Below are 20,472 nucleotides of genomic sequence, written 5' to 3' on the forward strand. Positions count from 1 at the left end.
TCGTGCGAGGATGCAGACCTCACCCTGGTCCCAGGCTACGGGCCGATGCCGCTCGCCGTGCCCGGCCCACGACGAAGGAGCGCGCATGACCGACCAGCATCCCGTTGGCTCACGGCTGGATCCCTGGATCGAGTCCTATGCCGCACGCACCGCCGGGATGAAGGTCTCCGAGATCCGCGCCCTGTTCGCCGTCGCCTCCCGCCCGGAGGTGGTCTCCCTGGCCGGGGGTATGCCGAACATCGGCGCCCTGCCCATGGACCTGGTCGGGGACACGGTGCAGCGGCTGCTGCACGACCAGGGGCTCACGGCGCTGCAGTACTCCTCGGGCCAGGGCGACGAGCGGCTGCGCGACCAGCTGCTGGAGGTCATGGCGCTCGAGGGGATCGACGCCCACCCCGACGACATCGTCATGACGACCGGGTCCCAGCAGGCGCTCGACCTCGTGGCCCGCGTGTTCCTCGACCCGCGCGACGTCGTGATCGCCGAGTCCCCTTCCTACGTCGGCGCTCTCGGGGTCTTCGCGGCCTACGAGGCGGACGTGGTGCACGTGCCCTGCGACGCCGACGGTCTCGTCCCCGAGGCGCTCGAGGAGCACATCACCCGGCTCGAGACCGAGGGCCGCCGGATCAAGTTCCTCTACACCGTCCCGACCTTCCAGAACCCCGCCGGCACGGCGCTGTCCGACGAGCGTCGACCGCGGGTGCTCGAGATCTGTCGCCGTCACGGCATCCTCGTGGTCGAGGACAACCCCTACGGCCTGCTCGGGTTCGAGGGGCGGACCTACCCGGCGCTGAAGTCCATGGACGAGGACGGCGTGATCTATCTCGGGACCTTCTCCAAGATCTTTGCCGCGGGTCTGCGCGTCGGCTGGGCCGTGGCTCCGCACGCCGTCCGCGAGAAGCTCGTCCTCGCCAACGAGGCCGCGATCCTGTGCCCGAGCGCGTTCACCCAGGCGGTGGCGTCGCGCTACCTGTCCGAGATCGACTGGCAGGCCCAGACCGCGAGCTATCGCGCGCTCTACCAGGAGCGTCGCGACGCGATGGCGGACGCGCTGAGATCGCTGCTGCCGCAGGCCCGCTGGAACCTCCCCCGGGGCGGCCTCTTCTTCTGGATCGAGCTGCCCGAGGGCCTCGACACCAAGGCCATGCTGCCGCTGGCGGTCAAGGAGCTCGTCGCATACGCACCGGGGACCGGCTTCTACGCCGACGGGACGGGACGCCGCAACGCCCGCCTCAACTTCTCCTACCCCACCTCCGAGCGGATCCACGAGGGCGTGCGCCGCTTCGCGACCGTCGTCGAGCGCGAGCAGGAGCTGCTCGACACCTTCGGGCCGTATGACGATTCCACCCGCTCCGGGGCTCGCCGAGTCCTCCTCCCCTCACCGGATGTGTCATGACCTCTGTCCTCGTCCTCGCAGGTGGCCTCTCGCACGAGCGTGAGGTGTCCGTCCGATCGGGCCGCCGGCTCGCGGAAGCGTTGCGCTCCAAGGGTTTCCAGGTCACCATCGCCGATCTCGATCGAAACCTGCTGGGCACCATCGACTCTCTGCAGCCCGACCTCGTGTGGCCGACGCTCCACGGATCACCCGGTGAGAACGGGTCGTTGCGAGATGTGCTGCAGCACCTGGGTCTTGCCTTCGTCGGGCCGCGGGGTCCGTCCTCGCGCATGGCGTGGGACAAGCCCATCGCCAAGGGTCTGGTGGCGCGGGCCGGCGTCGCGACCCCCGCGCACGTGGCGGTCGCCCACAGCACCTTCCGCCAGATCGGCGCCGGGGCCGTCCTCGAGCGTCTCGCCCGCGACCTGGGCCTCCCGCTCGCGGTCAAGCCCGCTCGTGGTGGCTCGGCCCTCGGGTTCCACGTGGCCCGGACGGCGACGGACCTGGGCGCGGCCCTGGTGGACGCCTATGCCTATGACGACCTCGCGCTCGTCGAGCACGTCGTCGAGGGGACGGAGGTGTCGGTGACGGTCATCGAGCAGGCGGACGGCGAGCTGCGGGCCCTGCCGCCGGTCGAGATCTGCCCGGTCGACGGGGTCTTCGACTACGACCACATGTACAACGCGGGCGAGACGGAGTACTTCACCCCCGCGCGGCTCTCCCCGGAGGCCACCGAGGCGTCGCTGCAGGCGGCCCTCACCGCGCACCGGGTCCTCGACCACCGCCACCTGTCCCGCACCGACCTCATCGTCGACGCCGAGGGCACCCCGTGGTTCCTCGAGTGCAGCGTCTCTCCCGGCCTCACCGAGACCAGCCAGGTCCCGTTGGCCATCGCGGGAGCCGGCCTGGAGGCCGCCGACGTGTATGCCGACCTCGCGGAACGCGTCATCGCGGAGCATCGCGCGGCCCGCGACGACGCTTAGAATCGCTCTCACAGAATCCTAGACATGCATAGATCCGCCTAGCGCCTGCTAGCCCCGACTAGAGCGCCCGCCGTCTCGCACCTGGTGCGAGGCGGCGGGCGTTCGGCCTCCCCGCGCTCATGCGTCCCCTCGACGAGGCCGGGTGGCCGGGGTGGCTGCCGTCGGATCAGACCCCGGACGAGTCCAGGCCGCCTTCTTGACCCATCAGGGCGAGGATCCGCTGGAGGTCGTCGACCGACGCGAACTCGACCGTGAGCTTGCCCTTGCGGCGGCCCATGGTGACCTGGACCCGGGTGTCGAAGCGGTCGGACAGGGACGTGGCGACCTCGTCGAGCTCCGGCTGCGGCTCGTGGTTGCGTGGTGCCCGCGCCGTGGGCTCGGACGATCCGTCGCCGCCGAGCGAGACGATCTCCTCGACCGAGCGGACCGACAGCCCCTCGGCGACGATGCGCTGGGCCAGCCGCTCCATGGCAGCGGCGTCGTCGAGGCCCAGCAGCGCCCGTGCGTGACCGGCGCTGAGGACGCCCGCGGCGACACGGCGCGCGACCAGGGGCGGGAGCCGGAGCAGGCGGATCGTGTTGGAGATCTGGGGACGCGAACGCCCCAGCTTGCCCGCCAGCTCGTCGTGCGTGCAGCCGAAGTCCTCGAGCAGCTGCTGGTAGGCGGCGGCCTCCTCGAGGGGGTTGAGCTCGGAGCGGTGGAGGTTCTCCAACAGGGCGTGCCGGAGCATCTCGTCGTCGTCGGTGTTGCGAACGATCGCAGGCACGGTGGCGAGCCCCGCCCGCTGCGTCGCCCGCCAGCGACGCTCGCCCATGATCAGCTCGTACTCGGCCCGCGGGTGGTCGGCCGAGGGTGCCCCGCGCAGGGGACGCACGACGATGGGCTGCAGGACGCCCAGCTCGGTGACGCTGTACACCAGCTCGGCCATGTCGTCCTCGTCGAAGACGGTGCGCGGCTGCTTGGCGTTGGGTTGGATCGCGTCGACCGGCACCTCGGCGTAGGTCGCGCCGGGGACCTGCTGGAGCCCGCCCTCGGACGCCATCGCACCCTCGGAGGTGACCGAGGCGATGAGCCCCGCGTCGAGCGGTCGTCGACCGTAGCCGAGGCCGCGCAGGTCGTCGCCGAGGGGGCTGGGGGGCTGCTGCTCCGGCGTCACCGAGTCGGCGGTGGCCACGTCCGTGGCGGGCTTCGCCGGCTCGGCGTCCCGGAAGAAGACGTCGATCGGGCGGTCCCCGGCAGGAGCCTGCGGGATCAGCGCCCCGAGTCCGCGTCCGAGGCCGCGTCGCTTCTCACTCATCGGATACCTCCCTCGCCGGCACCCTGCCGTGCGATCTCGACCGCCGCGGCGGCATAGGACAGAGCACCACTGCTCGTCGGGTCGTAGGTCATGACGGTCTGCCCGTGGCTGGGTGCCTCCGAGATCCGCACCGAGCGCGGGACCGTCGACCGGATGACCTGCTGCCCGAAGTGGCGGCGCACCTCGTCGGCGACCTGCGCCGAGAGCCGGGTGCGCCCGTCATACATCGTCAGCAGGATCGTCGAGACGTGCAGCGACGGGTTGAGGTGCGCCTTGATCAGCTCGATGTTCTTGAGCAGCTGCGACAGCCCCTCGAGCGCGTAGTACTCGCACTGGATCGGGATGAAGACTTCCTCGGCCGCCACGAAGGCGTTGATCGTGAGGAGCCCGAGGCTGGGCGGGCAGTCGATGAGCACGTAGTCGATCCGCTCGTCGCGGTCCTCCTGGTCGCGCAGGTAGGCGGTCAGCGCACGACCCAGGCGCATCTCGCGCGCGACGAGGGAGACGAGCTCGATCTCGGCGCCGGCGAGGTCGATCGTGGCGGGAGCGCACAGCAGGTTGGGCACGTCGGGGCAGGACTGGACGACGTCGCGCATCGGCGCACCGTCGACGAGGACGTCGTAGACGCTGGGCACCTCGGCGTGGTGCGGGATACCGAGCGCGGTCGAGGCGTTGCCCTGGGGGTCCAGGTCCAGGACCAGCACGCGCAGGCCGGCCTTGGCGAGGGCTGCCGCGACGTTGACCGTGGTCGTCGTCTTGCCGACGCCACCCTTCTGGTTGGCCACCGTCATGACGCGGGTGCGCCGTGGTGCCGGGAGGGCCTCACCCTCGGTCTGCGCGCGGCCGGCGGGCGTTGTCGCCGCGGCCGGCGCGCTCGCCCGTGCGGAAGTGGTCTCGGGGTACGCGGTCGGCGGGGTAGTGACGGGTGCCGGTGCGGCGGCGGCTGCCGTCGTGGGCGTGGTCTGGAGGTCGGTCATGGCGTCCTGGTCCTTGTCTTCCTGCTGACGGAAGGTCTCCACGACGTCGACATCGCCGCTCTCGTTGCCCGTTCCACGTGAAACAGGGTCGTCGCTCGTGACAGCAGCAGCCACCTCGGCGAGCTCGTCCCGAGCAGCCTCAGCCGTGTTGCCGAACAGGGCAGCATCCGCCACCTGCCGGTTCGCCGGCTCCTCCCACGCGGATGCCAGGCGACTCTTGCGGTCGTCATGGGGGGCGGCCCCCAAGAAGCGGCTCTGCACGTCGGCGTTCGCGGCGGCCTCGGCGCCCCTCGCGCGGCTGGCGCGAAGGCGCTGCTCGGGCTGATAGTCCTTGCCCGGCAGGTCCTGGCTCCAGGACTGGGCGACCGACCCCAGTCCGTCACCCACCCCCTCACCGACCCCCTCACCAGCCACGGAGGTGGGGCTCGCGGCCACCGGTGCCGACGCCTGGGCCCGCTGCGCCCCAGGATCGACGGCCTCGGTCACGTCCACACCAGCCCCGGAGCACTCGACGCCTCGGGCGCGAGCATCCTCGGTGGCCTCCATCGCACCGAGCGCCTCCCCGGCATCCGTCGAGCGGTCAGAGCCAGCGGGTACGAGCGACGGCTCGACCAGAGCACCCTCAGCGGTGTCGTCGCGCTCAAGCCCATCGTCAACGCCATCGCCATCGCCAACGGCGTCGGGCCCGGCATCGGCGTCAGTTCCGGCAGCCGGATCTGCACCCTCGTTGCCCGGCCCCGAGGAGCACACTCCCTCGGTCGCCTCGCGCAGCTCGGCGCCGCTGACCTCAGCGCTGACGAGCTCACTACTGGCGGGCTCAGCACCGGCGGGCTCAGCGCTGACGAGCTCACTGTCGGCGAGCTCAGCACCGACGGCCTCAACACCGGCGGGCTCAGCATCGGGGACCCCAGAACCCAGGCCGTCAGCCGGGCCGTCATCAGACCCGGCTTCAGCCTCGGGGACCTCTCCGGCCGCGTTGATGTCTGTGACGTCGGTGCCGTCATCCCCCACCATGGCCATCTCGTGGATCTCGACGTTCGCGCGGCCGCGCGACTCGACGCGAGCCGTTTCACGTGAAACAGGTGACGGCCAACCCAACCCCGAACCACCACCTGCCAACAGGTGCAGGTCGGGCCAACCCAACCCGGTCGTGACGCTCACACCTACTCCTCGTGCCGCTCGATGATGCCAAGCGCCCACTCTAGACGCCCCGTCGGACGAGCCTCGTCACGTGTCGCCGCGCGGCGTCGGACGCTTTGTCCCGGATCGGTGAGGGACACGTTCCACGTGAAACAAGACTGCGAATCTCACCCAGTCCTCTATCGCTCCGTCAGCTCCCAGTCGACGTCCAAGCCCGTTCCCACGTGGCCGACATCTGTTTCACGTGAAACGTGCTCTGGGCCAGCCACCGACCCCACTGGATTCCAGCCTCGGCCTCACAGATGAATGGCCCGCCTGGTGTAGCAGTGACGCTCTGGGCCGCCATGCCCCGTCAGGGGCTGCAGCTCAAGACGGGGAACGAACAACGAGACCCGGACGGACGACGAGACCGGGCCCGGGACCGGACGACGAGTCCGGGGGGACGAACCACCCAGGTGCGAGGCCGGCGCCGACGCCGCGGCGGCCGTTCGTGACCGACGGACCGAGACCGGGCTAGGAGCTGGACGCCCGGCGGCGTCCCTTGCCGGCTCGCCCACGCCGGGGGCCGGAGCCCTCGGGCACGATCGCGATCCCCGGCACGTGGTCGTCCGCCAGGTAGAGGCGAGCGACGGTCGTGGGTGTCTCCAGGATCTCGGCACCGCAGCTCAAGACCTCGTGGTCGACCACGTGCGCCGCTCGCAGCGCCGCAGAGTCCTCCTCCAGCTCGGTGACCACGCTCGCGCCCTTCAGCGCCAGGAGGGTCCCTCCGGCAGACGTGAGTGGGGCGCACCACTGCGCCAGCTGGCCGATGCGCGTCACCGCGCGAGCCGTCGCAACCGGGGCGACGACGGTGCCGACCACGTCCTGGGCCCGACCCTGGTGGACGATGACGTTGTCGAGCCCGAGGGCGGAGGCGGTGGCCGTGAGCCAGTCAGTCGCCCGGCGCCGGGGCTCGACGAGGTGCACCTCGCTCGCCGGGCAGGCGATCGCCAGGGCGAGCCCCGGCAGTCCGGCACCCGACCCCACGTCGACGATCGCGGCGCCCCGGGGGACGAGCTCGGCCACGACAGCGCAGTTGAGCACGTGCCGCTCCCACAGGCGGGGGATCTCGCGGGGGCCGATGAGGCCGCGGGCCACACCGGTGGTGGCCAAGGCCTCGACGAACACCTGCGCCAGGGGGAGGCGGTCGCCGAAGACGACCTCGGCCGCGGCCGGCACACGCGGCAGCGCCGCCCCCAGGTCGGGAGCGGCGCCGTCGTGGTCAGTCTGGTCGTGCTGGTCGCGCTGGGGCGTCATCAGGCCGGGAGGACCACGACGTGACGCCGGGGCTCCGTGCCCTCGGACTCCGAGCTCAGCCCGGCCGCGAGGACCTCGTCGTGGACGACCTTGCGCTCGAACGCGGTCATCGGCTCCAGGGCCTTCTCCTCGCCGGACTCCTTGACCTCGCGCACGGCGTCACGGGCGAGCTCGACGAGCTCGTCACGACGCGAGGCGCGGTGCCCCGCCACGTCCAGCATGAGGCGGCTGCGCTCGCCCGTCTCGGCCTGCACCGCGAGGCGCGTGAGCTCCTGCAGTGCCTCGAGGACCTTGCCCTGGTCGCCGACCAGGCGGCGCGGGACACGGCCCTCGTCGGAGTCCACGATCGCCACGGACGCACGGTCGCCGTCCACGTCGACGTCGATGTCGCCGTCCAGGTCAGCGATGTCCAGCAGCGTCTCGAGGAAGTCGGCTGCGACCTCGCCCTCGCGCTCCAGCAGGGCCACCCGTCCCCCGGACCGGCGCCCAGGCTCGCGGCCCTGGTCCTCGGTCCGGTCCGCGTCCTGGTCCTGGTCCTCGGTCCGGTCCTGGTCCTGGTCCTGGCCATGCTCCTGGTCCTGGCCATGCTCCCGCTGCTCGGCCTGCGCGGCCTGCTCGATCCGGGTGTCAGAGACAGCCTGGGACGTCTGGTCAGGGGCGCCGTCCGTCTGCGGCTCGACGCCCTCGGTGGTGCTCGTGTTCATTGCGGTCAGCCTTTCTCGTCGTGGCCGGCGGTAGGACGAGGGTCGTCCCGGAGGCGCCGGTCGGTGCTGGTCGGTGCTGGTCGGTGCGCTGCTGGGGTCGGTGACCTCGCGGTCAGTCCGTGCCCTCCGAGGTGGCCCGGGAGGCTCCCCCCGCGGCCCCACCTGCAGGACCGGTGCCCTTGCGTCCCTTGCGCTTGGGCTGCACGCGCTGCCCGCTCGGTCGGGGAGAGGTGACCTCGCCGTCCACGGTGTCGGTGGCGGCGGCGCTGGTGCCTCGGGTCACGCTGCTGGCGCCCGGCATGGGCTTGCCCTGGGCCTTGCGCTTGGCCTCGAGACGCTCGTAGGCCGGGGAGCCGGGGGTCGGCATACGACCGATGGTGTAGAACTGCTGGCCCATCGACCACAGGTTGGTGACCAGCCAGTAGATGAGGACACCGATGGGGAAGTTGATGCCCGAGACGGCGAAGACGACCGGCATGACGTAGAGCAGGATCTTCTGCTGCTTGAACATCGGGTTGTCCATGGCGGACGCCGGCATGTTCTTGGTCATGGCCTGGTGCTGCGACGTGAACTGCGTGATCGACATCAGGACGATCAGGGCCACCGTGATGGCCTTGGCCGCCAGGTCCTCGCTGCCGATGAACTTGTCCGAGAGCTGCACCCCGGCGAAGGTCGACAGCTCGGCCTGCCTGGCGACGGCCGCCGTGATGGGTCCCACACCGTCACGAGCCCCGCTCGCGATCGACCCGAGACCGTTGAGCACGTTGAACAGCGCGAAGAAGATCGGCATCTGCAGCAGGATCGGCAGGCAGGACGAGAACGGGTTGGTGCCGGAGTCCTTGTAGAGGGCCATCGTCTCTTCCGTCATCTTCTGACGGGAGTCGGGGTCGGTCTTGCCCTTGTACTTCGCCTGGATCTTCTGCAGCTCCGGCTGGATCAGCGTCATCTTGCGCGAGGCGTGCAGCTGCTTGATGAACAGCGGCGTGATCAGGATCCGGATCACCACCACGAGACCGACGATGGACAGGCCCCAGGTGAGACCGCCCTCAGGGTCCATGCCGATGGTCGTGAACAGCTGGTGGAAGCCGTACATGATCCACGCGACGGCGATCTCGATCGGCCGCAGCAAGGTGCTGAAGAAGTCCATCTCGTCCTCTGTGCTCAGGCGGTCGTCCGCCATGGGTGGTGCAGGTCTGGGTCCAGTCTGCCCTGTCGTGGGCCGGCCGCGGTCACCCGCGAGGCGACGTCAGAGGGTCCGTGGAGGGGGGTCCTTCTCGGGAACGTGGTCGACCCCGCCGGGGTTCCACGGATGGCATCGCCCGAGACGACGCGCAGCGAGCCAGGTGCCCTTGACCGGCCCGAACCGCTGGACCGCGGTCATGGCGTAGGCGGAGCAGCTGGGATAGAACCGGCACGACGGCGGGGTCAGCGGCGAGATCCACAGCTGGTAGAAGCGGATCAGACCGAGGGCCAGGGCCTTGACCGGGCGCCGCCGCCACTCGGCGTGCCATGCCGGGGCCATCAGGGACGCACCTTGGTCAGGCAGCGGGTGAGAAGCCGGTCGAGCTCGGCGACCAGCCGAGCGTGGTCCGCCTCGGCAGCCGGGGGGTTGGCCCGGACGACCACGTCCAGGCCGCGGGGCAGGGTCTCCACCCGGTCACGCATCGCGTGCCGCAGCCGACGCTTGGTTCGGTTGCGCACGACCGCTCCACCGACGGCCTTAGACACGACGAGACCGACCCGCGGCGGCTGGGCCGCACGCGAGTCGGTCAGGTTGGTGTGCACCACGAGCAGCGGGCTGCCCGAGCGGACGGACGTCCGTCCGCCCACCGTCGAGGCGAAGTCCGCGCTGTCGCGCAGGCGGTGCTGCGCCGACAGCACGGGAGGTCGGCTCTCAGGCGGACAGCTCGGAGCGGCCCTTGCGACGGCGGGCGGCCAGGATGGCGCGGCCGGCGCGGGTGCGCATGCGGAGGCGGAAGCCGTGCGTCTTGGCGCGACGACGGTTGTTCGGCTGGAAGGTGCGCTTGCTCACGGGACAACTCCGTTGACGGTGTCGGGCGGTCCACTCGTGGTGGACCCGTTGGGCGGGTGGTCTGCACGCCTGACGGGTCGCGGCCCCGCGATGACGAGACGGACGAGCGGGTGCCAACCGGCATGCAAAACGGGTCGGCGCGAACCGACCGTCCTCCAAGGTACGTCAGCCGGTCGAGAGCGGTCAAACCGTCGCAGCTGCGCGGACGCCGTCTCCTGCGACATCGGGTCCGACGAGGGCACACGACGTCTCCAGCATCGGCGATGGCCTGGGGCGGGATCCGACGACACGCCGACCGGGGCGGTCGGCGTTCACCCGCCCGGCGCTCCGCTCCCTTTGTGACGAGACACGGGGGTTGTTAGCGTGGTGGCTTCCGGTCGGCGCGGCCCCGCCTGTTTATGCTCTTGTCCACAGCCTGTGGACAAAGGTGTGGACCACGGCGCCACCAGCGTCGATCCAGCGTCATCCACAGCCAGGACGCCCCGTCGTCCCCAGGTCGTGCCAGCAGGCACGCAGCCGAGCAGCAGACCGTGAAACGAGGCACTTCGTGACCGACGCGCAGGTGGACGTCCCCCGCGTATGGCGAGACACGCTGCGCGCCCTCGAGTCGGGCGGCATCTCTGCCCAGCACCGTGGTTTCCTGCGGCTCAGCCGGCTCGTCGGTCTGCTCGAGGGGACCGCGCTCATCGCCGTCCCCAACGACTACACCCGCGACATCGTCGAGAAGCGCATCCGCACCGAGCTGGTCGCGGCGCTGCAGGAGCAGCTCGGTCGCGACGTGCGCCTCGCGGTCACCGTCGACAGCTCGCTGGAGCTGTCCGAGGCGGAGGACCGCGACGACAGCACGCAGCGTCCCGGCTCGCCCGGCGAGGTCCCGCACGTCGTGACGTCCTCCGACGCGGTGCGCCACGACGGCGACCGCCGCCAGTCGGACCCGCGCTCGACCGACGGGCCCCGCCTCGTGCGCGACGAGCGCGTGCCGCGCCCCGTGTCCACCGACGCCTCGTTCGGAGGGGAGCGGCCGTATGCCGAGGCAGCCCGGCACGACGGCGGTCCTGGCCACGCCCCCGGCATACGGTGGGCTCAGGACGACGACGCGGACGACGACCGCGAGCTGCTCGCCGAGGGCGACGGGATCCGTGAGATGTTCCGCAAGCCGTTCGTGCCGGAGGACGGCCGCGACGCCAAGCTCAACCCCAAGTACACCTTCGACACCTTCGTCATCGGGTCCAGCAACCGGTTCGCCCACGCCGCCGCCATCGCGGTCGCCGAGGCGCCGGCCAAGGCCTACAACCCGCTGTTCATCTATGGCGGCTCGGGACTGGGCAAGACGCACCTGCTCCACGCGATCGGGCACTACGCCCAGCAGATCTATCCGAACGTCCGCGTGAAGTACGTGAACTCGGAGGAGTTCACCAACGACTTCATCAACTCGATCGGCGCCAACAAGGCCAGCGACTTCCAGCGGCGCTACCGCGACATCGACTTCCTGATGATCGACGACATCCAGTTCCTGCAGGGCAAGGTGCAGACGCAGGAGGAGTTCTTCCACACCTTCAACACGCTGCACAACGCCAACAAGCAGGTCGTGATCACCAGCGACGTGGCGCCCAAGCTGCTCTCCGGCTTCGAGGAGCGGATGCGCAGCAGGTTCGAGTGGGGCCTGCTGACCGACGTGCAGCCCCCGGACCTCGAGACCCGGATCGCGATCCTGCGCAAGAAGGCCGCCCAGGAGCGCATGACCGCGCCGGACGACGTGCTGGAGTTCATCGCGAGCAAGATCTCGACCAACATCCGCGAGCTCGAGGGCGCCCTGATCCGCGTCACCGCCTTCGCGAGCCTCAACCACCAGGGCGTCGACATGACCCTGGCCGAGGTCGTCCTCAAGGACCTGATCCCCGCGGACCAGACCAACCAGATCACGCCCGCGACGATCATGGCGCAGACCGCGTCCTACTTCGGTCTGACGGTCGACGACCTGTGCGGCACCTCCCGGTCGCGGGTGCTCGTGACCGCACGCCAGATCGCGATGTACCTCTGCCGCGAGCTGACCGACCTGTCGCTGCCCAAGATCGGCCAGCAGTTCGGTGGGCGCGACCACACGACCGTGATGCACGCCGACCGCAAGATCCGAGAGCTCATGAGCGAGCGTCGGGCGATCTACAACCAGGTCACCGAGCTGACCAACCGGATCAAGTCCAACCCCAGCTGACACGGGCGTCCCGCCCGACGCCCTCTGCCCGCGAGGATCCCGCGGAGCTGGCTGTCCACAGGGTTGTCCACAGACCTGTGCATCGTGACGCATATAGCGACAAGTGTTACTCAGCGTCAATCCCCCGGTCCCAGAAGATCACTCGCTCGGCCTATCCCCAGCTGTGGAAAACCCTGTGGATGATCGCTGGCCGTGTTGACCCGGGTGATGTCGGGCAGGTCCGGACGCCCTGTGGGCCGTCGGTGGATAACTCGGGCATAACCCCCCACTCCACCTGGGGACGAGCGGGCATCGTCGGTGGACGGGATGTGGACAACCCGCCGTCGTCCCCAGGCAACGTTGTGTGTCCACCGATCGCTCCACACGGAGTACACAGGCCCGTCCGGCCCCTGACGTGCGGAGACGAGAGTTGTCCACAACGTCCACAGGCCCTATGACAACGATGAGACCTATTCACCTGGATCGATCCGCCCCGCGTACATCTGGGGACGAGGGCATGAACGAGCCTCCACGGATCACGGACAACCCACGGGCCGGGACGGCACGAGAACGGCTGGGGAGAACTACACGTCGCGGCGGTCGTTGCACTACTGTCGTGCGGGACTGGACGCGTGTGCGGTCCGAGTGGAGAGCAGGAGCAAGCGATGAGGAGTGACCGACGGTGAAGTTCCGACTGGAGCGTGAGGTCCTCACCGAGGCGGTCACCTGGGTGGCCCGCGCGCTGCCCAACCGCCCGCCGACCCCGGTGCTCGCCGGCGTCCTGATCGAGGCCAAGGACGACGACACCGTCACGCTGTCGGCCTTCGACTACGAGATCTCCGCTCGGCTCACCATCGCCGCCGAGGTCACCGAGGCCGGGTCCGCGCTCGTCAACGGCCGCCTGCTCGCCGACATCTGCCGCAACCTGCCCGCCAAGCCGGCCGAGCTCGCCACCGACGGCTCCAAGGTCCAGCTCACCTGCGGGTCCAGCCGCTTCGCGCTGCTGCAGATGCCGGTCAGCGACTACCCCACGCTCCCCAGCAGCCCCGAGCCCAGCGGCTCCATCGACGGCACGACCTTCACCCAGGCCGTGGCCCAGGTGCACGTGGCGGCCGACCGCGGTGACACCCTCCCGATCCTCACCGGCGTCCGCGTCGAGATCGATGGCGACAAGATGACGCTGCTGGCCACGGACCGCTACCGCCTGGCGATGCGCGAGCTCACCTGGAGCCCCTCCGCACCCGGCACCGCCCACGTCGCGCTGATCCCGGCCCGCCTGCTCTCCGACACCGCGAAGTCGCTCGGTGCCTCCGGCTCGGTCGAGATCGCCCTGGGCGACGCGGCCGGCGGTAACGGCCTGGTCGGCTTCGAGGCGGGCACCCGCCGCACGACGACCCGCCTGCTCGACGGCGAGTACCCCAAGGTCACGTCGATCTTTCCGTCCTCGGTCGACAGCGAGGCCGTCGTCGAGACGGCGGCGCTGGTCGAGGCCGTCAAGCGCGTCGCCCTGGTCGCCGAGCGCAACACCCCGGTGCGGCTGCGCTTCACCGACGGACAGCTGGCCATCGAGGCCGGTGCCGGCGACGACGCGCAGGCCAGCGAGGCGGTGCCGTGCACGATGACCGGCCCGGAGCTCGAGATCGGCTTCAACCCGCACTTCCTGCTCGACGGCCTCGGCGCCCTCGGCACGTCGCACTGCCGCCTGCAGTTCACCCAGCCCAGCCGCCCGGCCGTGCTCGTCGGCCAGGCCGACGCCGACGCCGAGCCGGACATGAGTTATCGCTACGTCCTGATGCCGGTGCGCTTCCCCGCCTGACCCGCCACCGCTGCCCGACCACCACCGCACCCACCCCCCGGAACCCACTAGCCCCGACCTCCTCGTCGGCGCCCACCGCGCCAGGAAAGGTTCACCCATGCAGCTCGGACTCATCGGCCTCGGCAAGATGGGCGGCAACATGCGCGACCGCATCCGTGCGGCCGGGCACGAGGTCGTCGGCTACGACCGCAACCCCGACGTCAGCGACGCCACCTCCCTCGAGGACCTGGTGAGCAGGCTCGAGGCACCGCGCACCGTGTGGGTCATGGTCCCGGCCGGAGACCCCACCCGCGAGACGATCCAGCAGCTGTCCGAGGTCCTCGACGAGGGCGACCTCGTGATCGACGGCGGCAACAGCAAGTTCACCGACGACGCCGTCAACGCCGAGCTGCTGGCCGGCCAGGGCATCGGCTACCTCGACTGCGGCGTCTCCGGCGGCATCTGGGGCAAGGACAACGGCTACGGCCTGATGTGCGGCGGCGGCGACGAGCTCGTCGAGCGCGCGATGCCGATCTTCGACGCGCTGCGCCCCGAGGGTCCGCGCGAGGAGGGTTTCGTCCACGCGGGCAAGGTCGGCGCCGGCCACTACGCCAAGATGGTGCACAACGGCATCGAGTACGGCCTGATGCACGCGTACGCCGAGGGCTTCGAGCTGCTCATGGCCAAGGACATCGTCGAGGACGTCGAGGGCTGCTTCAAGGCGTGGACCCGCGGCACCGTCGTGCGGTCCTGGCTGCTCGACCTCATGGTCAAGGCGCTGGAGGAGACCCCCGACCTCGAGGGCATCAGCGAGTTCACGACGGACTCCGGCGAGGGTCGCTGGACCCTCGAGGAGGCCATCGAGCTCGCCGTCCCCATGCCGGTGCTCGCAGCCTCGCTGTTCGCGCGCTTCCAGTCGCGCCAGGAGAACTCCCCCGCCATGCAGGCCGTCGCCGCCCTGCGCGGCCAGTTCGGCGGCCACGCCGTGCAGATGCTCGAGGGCACGCCCAAGTCCGACGTCCACCGCGGCGCCGAGGAGAAGAGCGACGACACGGGCGCGAAGGCCGAGGGCCGTCAGGGTGGCGGGGACGAGTCCGGCACCCAGGACCTGCAGCAGCACTGAGGTGTACGTCCGGCACCTGTCCCTCGGCAGCTTCCGCAGCTACGAGACCGCGGAGCTGCCGCTGGGACCGGGTGTCACGACCTTCGAGGGCCTCAACGGCCAGGGCAAGACCAACCTGGTCGAGGCCATCGGCTACCTCGCGACGCTCGGCTCGCACCGGGTCGCGCAGGATGCGCCCCTCGTGCGTCATGGCGCCGAGCAGGCGATCGTGCGCGGCGTGGTCGTGCGGGACGGCCGCGAGACGCTGATCGAGCTCGAGATCACCCCCGGCCGGGCCAACCGGGCCAAGCTCAACCGCTCCCCCGTGACCCGCACCCGGGAGGTGCTGGGGTCGCTGCGGACGGTGCTCTTCGCCCCCGAGGACCTCGCCCTGGTCAAGGGGGACCCCTCCGAGCGCCGGCGCTTCCTCGACGACCTGCTCGTCCAGCGCCAACCCCGCTGGGCCGGGGTCCGCGCCGACTACGACAAGGTCGTCAAGCAGCGCAACGCCCTGCTCAAGTCCGCCGCACCGGTCCTGCGCAAGGGCTCGCGCCGGGGGTCGGCATACGACCAAGGACCGGTGGAGGACTCCCGGGCGAGCGCGCTGCACACCCTGGACGTGTGGGACCAGCACCTCGCGCAGGTCGGGTCGAGCCTGCTCTATGCCCGGCTGCGCCTGCTGCGCGACCTCGGCCCCTATCTGGCGCAGGCCTATGACGAGGTGAGCGCGGGACAGTCCGACGCACGGGTCACCTATCGCTCGTCCCTGCACGAGGAGGCGGCCGCTCGCCTCGCCGAGGGCGAGGTGCCCGAGATCCCCGAGCTCGCCGAGCTGATCGTGGACTCGCTGGCCCGGGTCCGGGACCAGGAGGTCGAGCGCGGGATCACGCTGGTCGGGCCGCACCGCGACGACCTCGTCCTGGGGCTCGGAGACCTGCCGGCCAAGGGCTACGCCTCCCACGGCGAGTCCTGGTCCTTCGCGCTCGGGCTGAGGCTCGCGGCCTTCCAGCTGCTCCGCACGGACCTGCGCGAGGACCCGGTCCTGATCCTCGACGACGTCTTCGCCGAGCTCGACGCCGGACGACGCTCGCGGCTCGCCGGTCTCGTGGCGGACTGCGAGCAGGTGCTCATCACGGCGGCAGTCGGTGACGACATCCCGTCCGAGCTCGGCGAGAGTGCGCGGTTCCACGTGAAACGCGGGGAGGTGAACCCCGTTGAGCAGCCAGCCTCCTGACCAGCCGTATGACGGGGCCCCGCCCGACGACGCCGCGGGCCGTGCGGCCGAGCGGGACGATCACGCCGACGAGCCGGACCCCCGCCTGGACCCGGACGCGGCCAGGACGGCAGCGTCCGCCGCGCTGCTGCGGGCCCGGACGGTGGCCAAGGGCAAGGGCCTGCGCCCCGGCTCGATGGCCAAGCGACGTCGCCGTCCGTCGGAGGTGATGCTGAGCGGCTCGGCCGCCGAGGTCGACGGACGAGACCCGCTCCTGCTCGGGGACACCCTCGAGCGCCTGGTGACCGGCCGGGGCTGGCAGTCGGACGTCAAGGTCGGGTCGGTGATGGGGCGCTGGCCGCAGGTCGTGGGGTCCGACGTGGCGGAGCACAGCGAGCCGGTGACCTTCGACGAGGGGGTGCTGACGGTGCGGGCGTCGTCGACGGCGTGGGCCACCCAGCTGCGGCTCATGGCGTCGACGATCCTCGGGCGGTTGTCGGCCGAGGTGGGCGAGGGGGTCGTGGAGGAGCTGCGGGTCGTCGGGCCGAGCGCCCCGCGGTGGGGGCACGGGCGCCGACGCGCCACGGACGGGCGCGGCCCGCGGGACACCTACGGCTGAGCCACTGACCTCAGGGGGCGGTCGAGTAGGTCGCGACGACGACGTCCATGACCTTCTTGACCGTGGCGGCGTCGGCCGCGCCGATCGCGATCACGTCCTGCTGGCCCTGGCTGGTGACCGCGAGCTGGGAGCCGTGCAGGACGGTGCCGTCGACGGTGGCGTGGTAGTCGCCGCGCACGCCCGGCCCCACCGCGGTCTGCGGCTTGCTCTGGGCGTCGAGGGTGCCGGTCTCGCCGCGGGTGCCGGAGGTGAGCTGGTCGCCGTCCTCGAAGGTTCCCCCGCCGATGGCGCGGATCAGCAGGTTGGGCGCCGTCTCCCCGGTGTTGGGCCCCACCGCGATCGCGAACGCCCCGGACGACACGAGACTCGTGAGCTCCGTCTCGGTGTAGCCGAGGTCCGCCGCGGCCTTGGCGTAGGCAGGCGTCCCCTTCTGGTCGCGCAGGGTGGCGACGTCCAGGGCCTTCCAGGTCGTGGGGATGGCGAGGCGGGTGCCGAGCGCGGGCACCGTCAACCACTGGTGACCCTTGGGGAGGGCGACGGCTGCGGCGGGGGTGCTGGCGGTGCTGGCGGTGCTCGTCGCGCCGCTCGACGTCCCTGACCCCGACGCCGAGGCGGATGCGGAACTGGGAGAGGCGGTGGTGGAGGCGGTGGTGGAGGTCGTCGCGGCGCCGGAGCCGCCCGAGCAGGCGGTCACCAGGGCGATCGAGGAGGCGAGGGCTGCGAGGGCGAGACGACGATCCATGCCTTCACGGTAGACGACCAGTCAGACGACAGGACAGACGACAGGGTGCGTCACCCGTGCTTGCGCACGTGCTCCGACCCCGCGACGAGCAGGCCCTGCAGCGGCAGCCGGCCGTAGGCGATGGCCTGCAGCTTGGCCGGCTTGCGCCGCCAGTTCCACGCCATCTGCACGTTGGCCGGGAACACCGCGACGAACAGCGCCGTCGCTGCCGCGCCACCCAGCCGGCGGGTCTGCGGCACCGCCAGCAGCGCCGCGGTGGCGAGCTCCGCCACGCCGGAGCCGTAGGTGTACCACCGAGCCGGCCCGGGCAGCGCCGGCGGCACGATCGAGTCGAAGGGGCGCGGCTTGCGGAAGTGCTGGACCCCCGCGACGGTCAGCAGGCCGACCAGGGCGAGCGTCGTGCGGGGGGCGTGGGAGGCGGCGTCGGGCGTCATACGGCAGACCCTAGGTCCTCGCCCGAGGTCTCAGGAGCCCTGGGCGGGGGCAAGTGACGAGAATGACCTTCCTCGACACTCTCGGCGTCACCGGCAGCGACCCCTCGGCCACGGACCGTCCCGGTGACGACGCCGGGCTGCGCGTCACGCCCACCGACGAGCACAGCAACGTCAACGGCGGCGTGCACGGCGGGCTGCTCGGCACCCTCCTCGACTCCGTCATGGGCGACGCCGTTCGCTCCGACCTGCCCGACGGCAAGAGCGCCGTGACCGTCTCGCTCACCGTGACCTTCCTCTCCGGGGCCAAGGTCGGCGAGGAGCTGCTCGCCAGCGCCGAGGTCCGCAAGCAGGGAGGATCGCTGGTCATGGTGGAGGGCGACGTGGTCCGCGCCGAGGACGACAAGGCCATCGCCCACGGCGTCGCCACGTTCTCGGTGATCGACGTGACCGACGGGGACTGACGCGCGGGATGATGGTGGCGATGAGCTCTCCCAGCCTGCGCCGCCACACGCGCACGATTCTGCGCCTCAACCCCTCACCGCCGCGATGGCCGGTCGCGGTCAAGGCCGCCGTGGCCATGGCGGTGCCCCTGTCCGTCGGGCAGCTGGCCGGGCACCTGTCCCTCGGTCTCGTGGCGAGCCTCGGGGTCTTCACCATCCTGTATGGCGCCACCGCGCCCGGCCGCTTCCGGGCCCGGGTCATGGCGCTGGCCGCCCTCGGCCTGACCGGGGCGGTGGCGCTGGGGGCGATGACGGCGGGCCACCCCGTCGTGACGGTCGCGGTGCTCGTGGTGGTGGCGATGGTCGCGGCGTTCGTGTGCGTGGCGCTCAAGGTCGGGCCACCCGGCTCCTACTTCTTCGTCCTGGTGCTGGGCGTGGGCAATCTCGCGGTCACCCACGGCGCGGCTCCCTGGAGCGTGGTGGCGCTGACCTTCGCCGGAGCGGTGTCGGCGTGGGTGATCGGCATGGCGGACCTGCTCGTGGCGCCGCACCGGGCCGAGCAGCGGGCGACCGAGGCGGCGGAGGGCGCCATACGGGCGTTTGCCGCCGGTGTCCCCCAGGACCCGACCCCAGAGCCTGGCAGGGACGACGACGGCGACCTCGAGGCGCTGCGAGCGAGCGCCTCGGGCGCGCTGCACCGGGCCTGGACCGCCGTCACCGACGGTGGTCGGCCCCCACGGCTGGTGGAGCGCCTGGAGCGCGCCCAGCTCACCTATGCCGCCGCGAGCGCACGCCTGGCCGGGGCCCGGCTGGGCGTCGAGCCCCGACCGTGGGGATCGGTGGACGACGAGGCCGCCGATCACGACGTCCGGGGCGGCGAGCAGGAGCCACTCGTCGATGCGGCCGTCGACGCCGAGCAGCTGCGCGACACCGCCCTCGGTCGACCCGGTGCGGGCTACCTGCTGCGGGAGGCGGCGCGATGGCCGTCAGAGGTGCTGCTCATGGTGCTGCGCGTGGGTCTGGCCACCACGTTCGCCGGTCTGGTCGCGCACGTCCTGCACCAGGGCCACGTCTACTGGGCCGTCTGCTTCGCCGCGCTGGTCCTGCACCAGGGCGGCACCCGCGAGGTCCAGACCGTCCGCGGCGTGCACCGCACCCTCGGGACGCTGGTCGGGCTCCTGATCTTTGCGGGGCTGCTGGCGCTGGACCCGCAGGGCTGGTGGCTGGTGGTCGTCGTGGCCGGCATGCAGCTGGTCGTGGAGCTGCTCGTCACGCGCAACTACGCGCTCGCCGTGGTCGTGATCACCCCGCTCGCCCTCACCATCGGTATGGCGTCCGCCCCGGGCGAGTCCGTGTCCTCGGTGGTGGCGGACCGGCTGGTCGACACGCTCGTCGGCGTGGCCTGCGCGCTGCTCGTGCTCTGGGCGACGGGTCGACGGGCGCCGGAGATCGTGCTGCGAGCGCACGCCCGGCGGGTCGTCGTCGCGACCGAGCGCGTCATGGTGGACCTCGCCGCCGGCGCCCTCGAGACGCGGGACGCGCTGGACCACAGACGCAACCTCTACTACGAGCTGCTCGAGTCCGACGTCGTCGCCCGACGAGCGCTGGCGGACAGCCGCGACACCGTCGGTCCCTATCACCGCATGGAGCGCTCGCTCGCCGCCCTCGGCTATCTCGTGCTCGGGGCGTGCTGGCACCCGGACATCCGCCGGGCGCACGAGGCCTTCGACCGGGCGCGGGGCCCGCTGGAGCGGATCATGGCCGACCCCGTCACCACGCCTCGCCCCGCCGAGGCCATCGAGCGCGACGTGCGTGAGGTCGAGGAGCTCGTGCTGAGCCTCCGCTGACGCCCCATGGCGGGGCGGATGGCGGCCCACAGGGGCCTCTCGCGACCCCGTCCGTGAGGGGGACCATGCAGATGGCGGAAATTTTCCGCCGACATGGCTCCCAGGGGCCTCAGGAGGCGTGTTTTACCTCCCGCGACCGATAGACTGACGGACGGTCAGCCAAGGTGGCGACCGGTGTCCGGCCTCATCACGGCACGCGCATGACGCGGCCGAGGGCGCGACCCCTGCCCGCATCACGGGCCAGGGTCGTGCGGGAGGTTTCCGGCATACGCGCGATCGTTTGTG

At 71.3% G+C, this 20,472-nt stretch carries 19 protein-coding genes; 9 read left to right on the top strand and 10 right to left on the bottom strand.

Features of this window, described 5'->3' with window-relative positions; translation table 11 throughout:
* The first annotated feature begins 85 nt into the window (after window positions 1-85).
* Both B2P18_RS02960 and B2P18_RS02965 read left to right on the top strand, forming a co-directional pair.
* On the top strand, window positions 86-1,396 hold the full coding sequence (locus tag B2P18_RS02960) for a PLP-dependent aminotransferase family protein (RefSeq protein WP_239262002.1): 1,311 nt from the start codon (window positions 86-88) through the stop codon (window positions 1,394-1,396).
* Window positions 1,393-2,358 carry a D-alanine--D-alanine ligase family protein gene (locus B2P18_RS02965; RefSeq protein WP_286955780.1) on the top strand — a complete coding sequence of 322 codons (966 nt, stop codon included), beginning with the start codon at window positions 1,393-1,395 and terminating at the stop codon, window positions 2,356-2,358. The genes B2P18_RS02960 and B2P18_RS02965 overlap by 4 nt, the downstream gene beginning before the upstream one ends.
* A 166-nt stretch (window positions 2,359-2,524) precedes the next feature.
* On the opposite strand, the gene B2P18_RS02970 is transcribed toward B2P18_RS02965, so the two are convergent.
* From B2P18_RS02970 to rpmH, 8 genes are all read right to left on the bottom strand, one after another.
* A complete protein-coding gene (locus B2P18_RS02970) occupies window positions 2,525-3,655 on the bottom strand; it encodes a ParB/RepB/Spo0J family partition protein (RefSeq protein ID WP_286955781.1) in 1,131 nt (376 codons plus the stop codon).
* Window positions 3,652-4,632: a ParA family protein gene (locus B2P18_RS18745; protein ID WP_414630883.1), complete on the bottom strand. Its 981-nt coding sequence runs from the start codon at window positions 4,630-4,632 to the stop codon at window positions 3,652-3,654. The genes B2P18_RS02970 and B2P18_RS18745 overlap by 4 nt, the downstream gene beginning before the upstream one ends.
* Before the next feature lie 1,653 nt (window positions 4,633-6,285).
* Complete coding sequence (gene rsmG, locus B2P18_RS02980) at window positions 6,286-7,068, bottom strand: 16S rRNA (guanine(527)-N(7))-methyltransferase RsmG (protein WP_286955782.1); 783 nt, start codon at window positions 7,066-7,068, stop codon at window positions 6,286-6,288.
* Window positions 7,068-7,772, bottom strand: coding sequence for a protein jag (locus tag B2P18_RS02985; RefSeq protein ID WP_286955783.1), 705 nt, complete (start codon window positions 7,770-7,772; stop codon window positions 7,068-7,070). The genes rsmG and B2P18_RS02985 overlap by 1 nt, the downstream gene beginning before the upstream one ends.
* A 112-nt stretch (window positions 7,773-7,884) precedes the next feature.
* Entirely contained in the window at window positions 7,885-8,952 is a 1,068-nt protein-coding gene (yidC, locus tag B2P18_RS02990) for a membrane protein insertase YidC (RefSeq protein ID WP_286955784.1), read from the bottom strand.
* Window positions 8,953-9,018: 66 nt separating this feature from the next.
* The gene (gene yidD / locus B2P18_RS02995; protein ID WP_286955785.1) at window positions 9,019-9,294 is read right to left on the bottom strand and encodes a membrane protein insertion efficiency factor YidD; all 276 of its coding nucleotides are present in this window, start codon (window positions 9,292-9,294) and stop codon (window positions 9,019-9,021) included.
* Complete coding sequence (gene rnpA, locus B2P18_RS03000; RefSeq protein WP_286955786.1) at window positions 9,294-9,653, bottom strand: ribonuclease P protein component; 360 nt, start codon at window positions 9,651-9,653, stop codon at window positions 9,294-9,296. Before rnpA ends, yidD begins: the two co-directional genes overlap by 1 nt.
* A 13-nt stretch (window positions 9,654-9,666) precedes the next feature.
* Entirely contained in the window at window positions 9,667-9,804 is a 138-nt protein-coding gene (gene rpmH / locus B2P18_RS03005) for a 50S ribosomal protein L34 (protein ID WP_013885212.1), read from the bottom strand.
* A gap of 547 nt (window positions 9,805-10,351) precedes the next feature.
* On the opposite strand from rpmH, the gene dnaA reads away from it, so the two are divergent.
* From dnaA to B2P18_RS03030, 5 genes are all read left to right on the top strand, one after another.
* Window positions 10,352-12,016, top strand: a complete 1,665-nt coding sequence (gene dnaA / locus B2P18_RS03010; RefSeq protein WP_286955787.1) for a chromosomal replication initiator protein DnaA — start codon at window positions 10,352-10,354, stop codon at window positions 12,014-12,016.
* Between the two features lie 661 nt (window positions 12,017-12,677).
* A complete protein-coding gene (gene dnaN / locus B2P18_RS03015; protein ID WP_239262021.1) occupies window positions 12,678-13,811 on the top strand; it encodes a DNA polymerase III subunit beta in 1,134 nt (377 codons plus the stop codon).
* A gap of 97 nt (window positions 13,812-13,908) precedes the next feature.
* Window positions 13,909-14,913 carry a phosphogluconate dehydrogenase (NAD(+)-dependent, decarboxylating) gene (gene gnd / locus B2P18_RS03020; protein ID WP_286955788.1) on the top strand — a complete coding sequence of 335 codons (1,005 nt, stop codon included), beginning with the start codon at window positions 13,909-13,911 and terminating at the stop codon, window positions 14,911-14,913.
* Window position 14,914: 1 nt separating this feature from the next.
* On the top strand, window positions 14,915-16,126 hold the full coding sequence (gene recF / locus B2P18_RS03025) for a DNA replication/repair protein RecF (protein WP_286955789.1): 1,212 nt from the start codon (window positions 14,915-14,917) through the stop codon (window positions 16,124-16,126).
* Entirely contained in the window at window positions 16,107-16,724 is a 618-nt protein-coding gene (locus B2P18_RS03030; RefSeq protein WP_286955790.1) for a DUF721 domain-containing protein, read from the top strand. Before recF ends, B2P18_RS03030 begins: the two co-directional genes overlap by 20 nt.
* Before the next feature lie 10 nt (window positions 16,725-16,734).
* On the opposite strand, the gene B2P18_RS03035 is transcribed toward B2P18_RS03030, so the two are convergent.
* Together B2P18_RS03035 and B2P18_RS03040 are read right to left on the bottom strand one after the other, a co-directional pair.
* Window positions 16,735-17,466, bottom strand: coding sequence for a hypothetical protein (locus B2P18_RS03035; protein ID WP_029212194.1), 732 nt, complete (start codon window positions 17,464-17,466; stop codon window positions 16,735-16,737).
* 50 nt (window positions 17,467-17,516) lie between these two features.
* Window positions 17,517-17,900: a DoxX family protein gene (locus B2P18_RS03040; RefSeq protein WP_029212195.1), complete on the bottom strand. Its 384-nt coding sequence runs from the start codon at window positions 17,898-17,900 to the stop codon at window positions 17,517-17,519.
* Window positions 17,901-17,962: 62 nt separating this feature from the next.
* Between B2P18_RS03040 and B2P18_RS03045 the strand changes: the two genes are divergently transcribed.
* Window positions 17,963-18,361 (top strand): PaaI family thioesterase, encoded by a 399-nt coding sequence (locus B2P18_RS03045; RefSeq protein WP_019285983.1) that lies wholly within the window; start codon window positions 17,963-17,965, stop codon window positions 18,359-18,361.
* A 20-nt stretch (window positions 18,362-18,381) separates the two neighbouring features.
* Window positions 18,382-20,187, top strand: coding sequence for an FUSC family protein (locus tag B2P18_RS03050; RefSeq protein ID WP_286955791.1), 1,806 nt, complete (start codon window positions 18,382-18,384; stop codon window positions 20,185-20,187).
* Window positions 20,188-20,472 lie beyond the last annotated feature (285 nt).

The sequence above is a fragment of the Arsenicicoccus sp. UBA2120 genome, assembly GCF_002330965.1.
GTDB classification, from domain to species: domain Bacteria; phylum Actinomycetota; class Actinomycetes; order Actinomycetales; family Dermatophilaceae; genus Arsenicicoccus; species Arsenicicoccus bolidensis.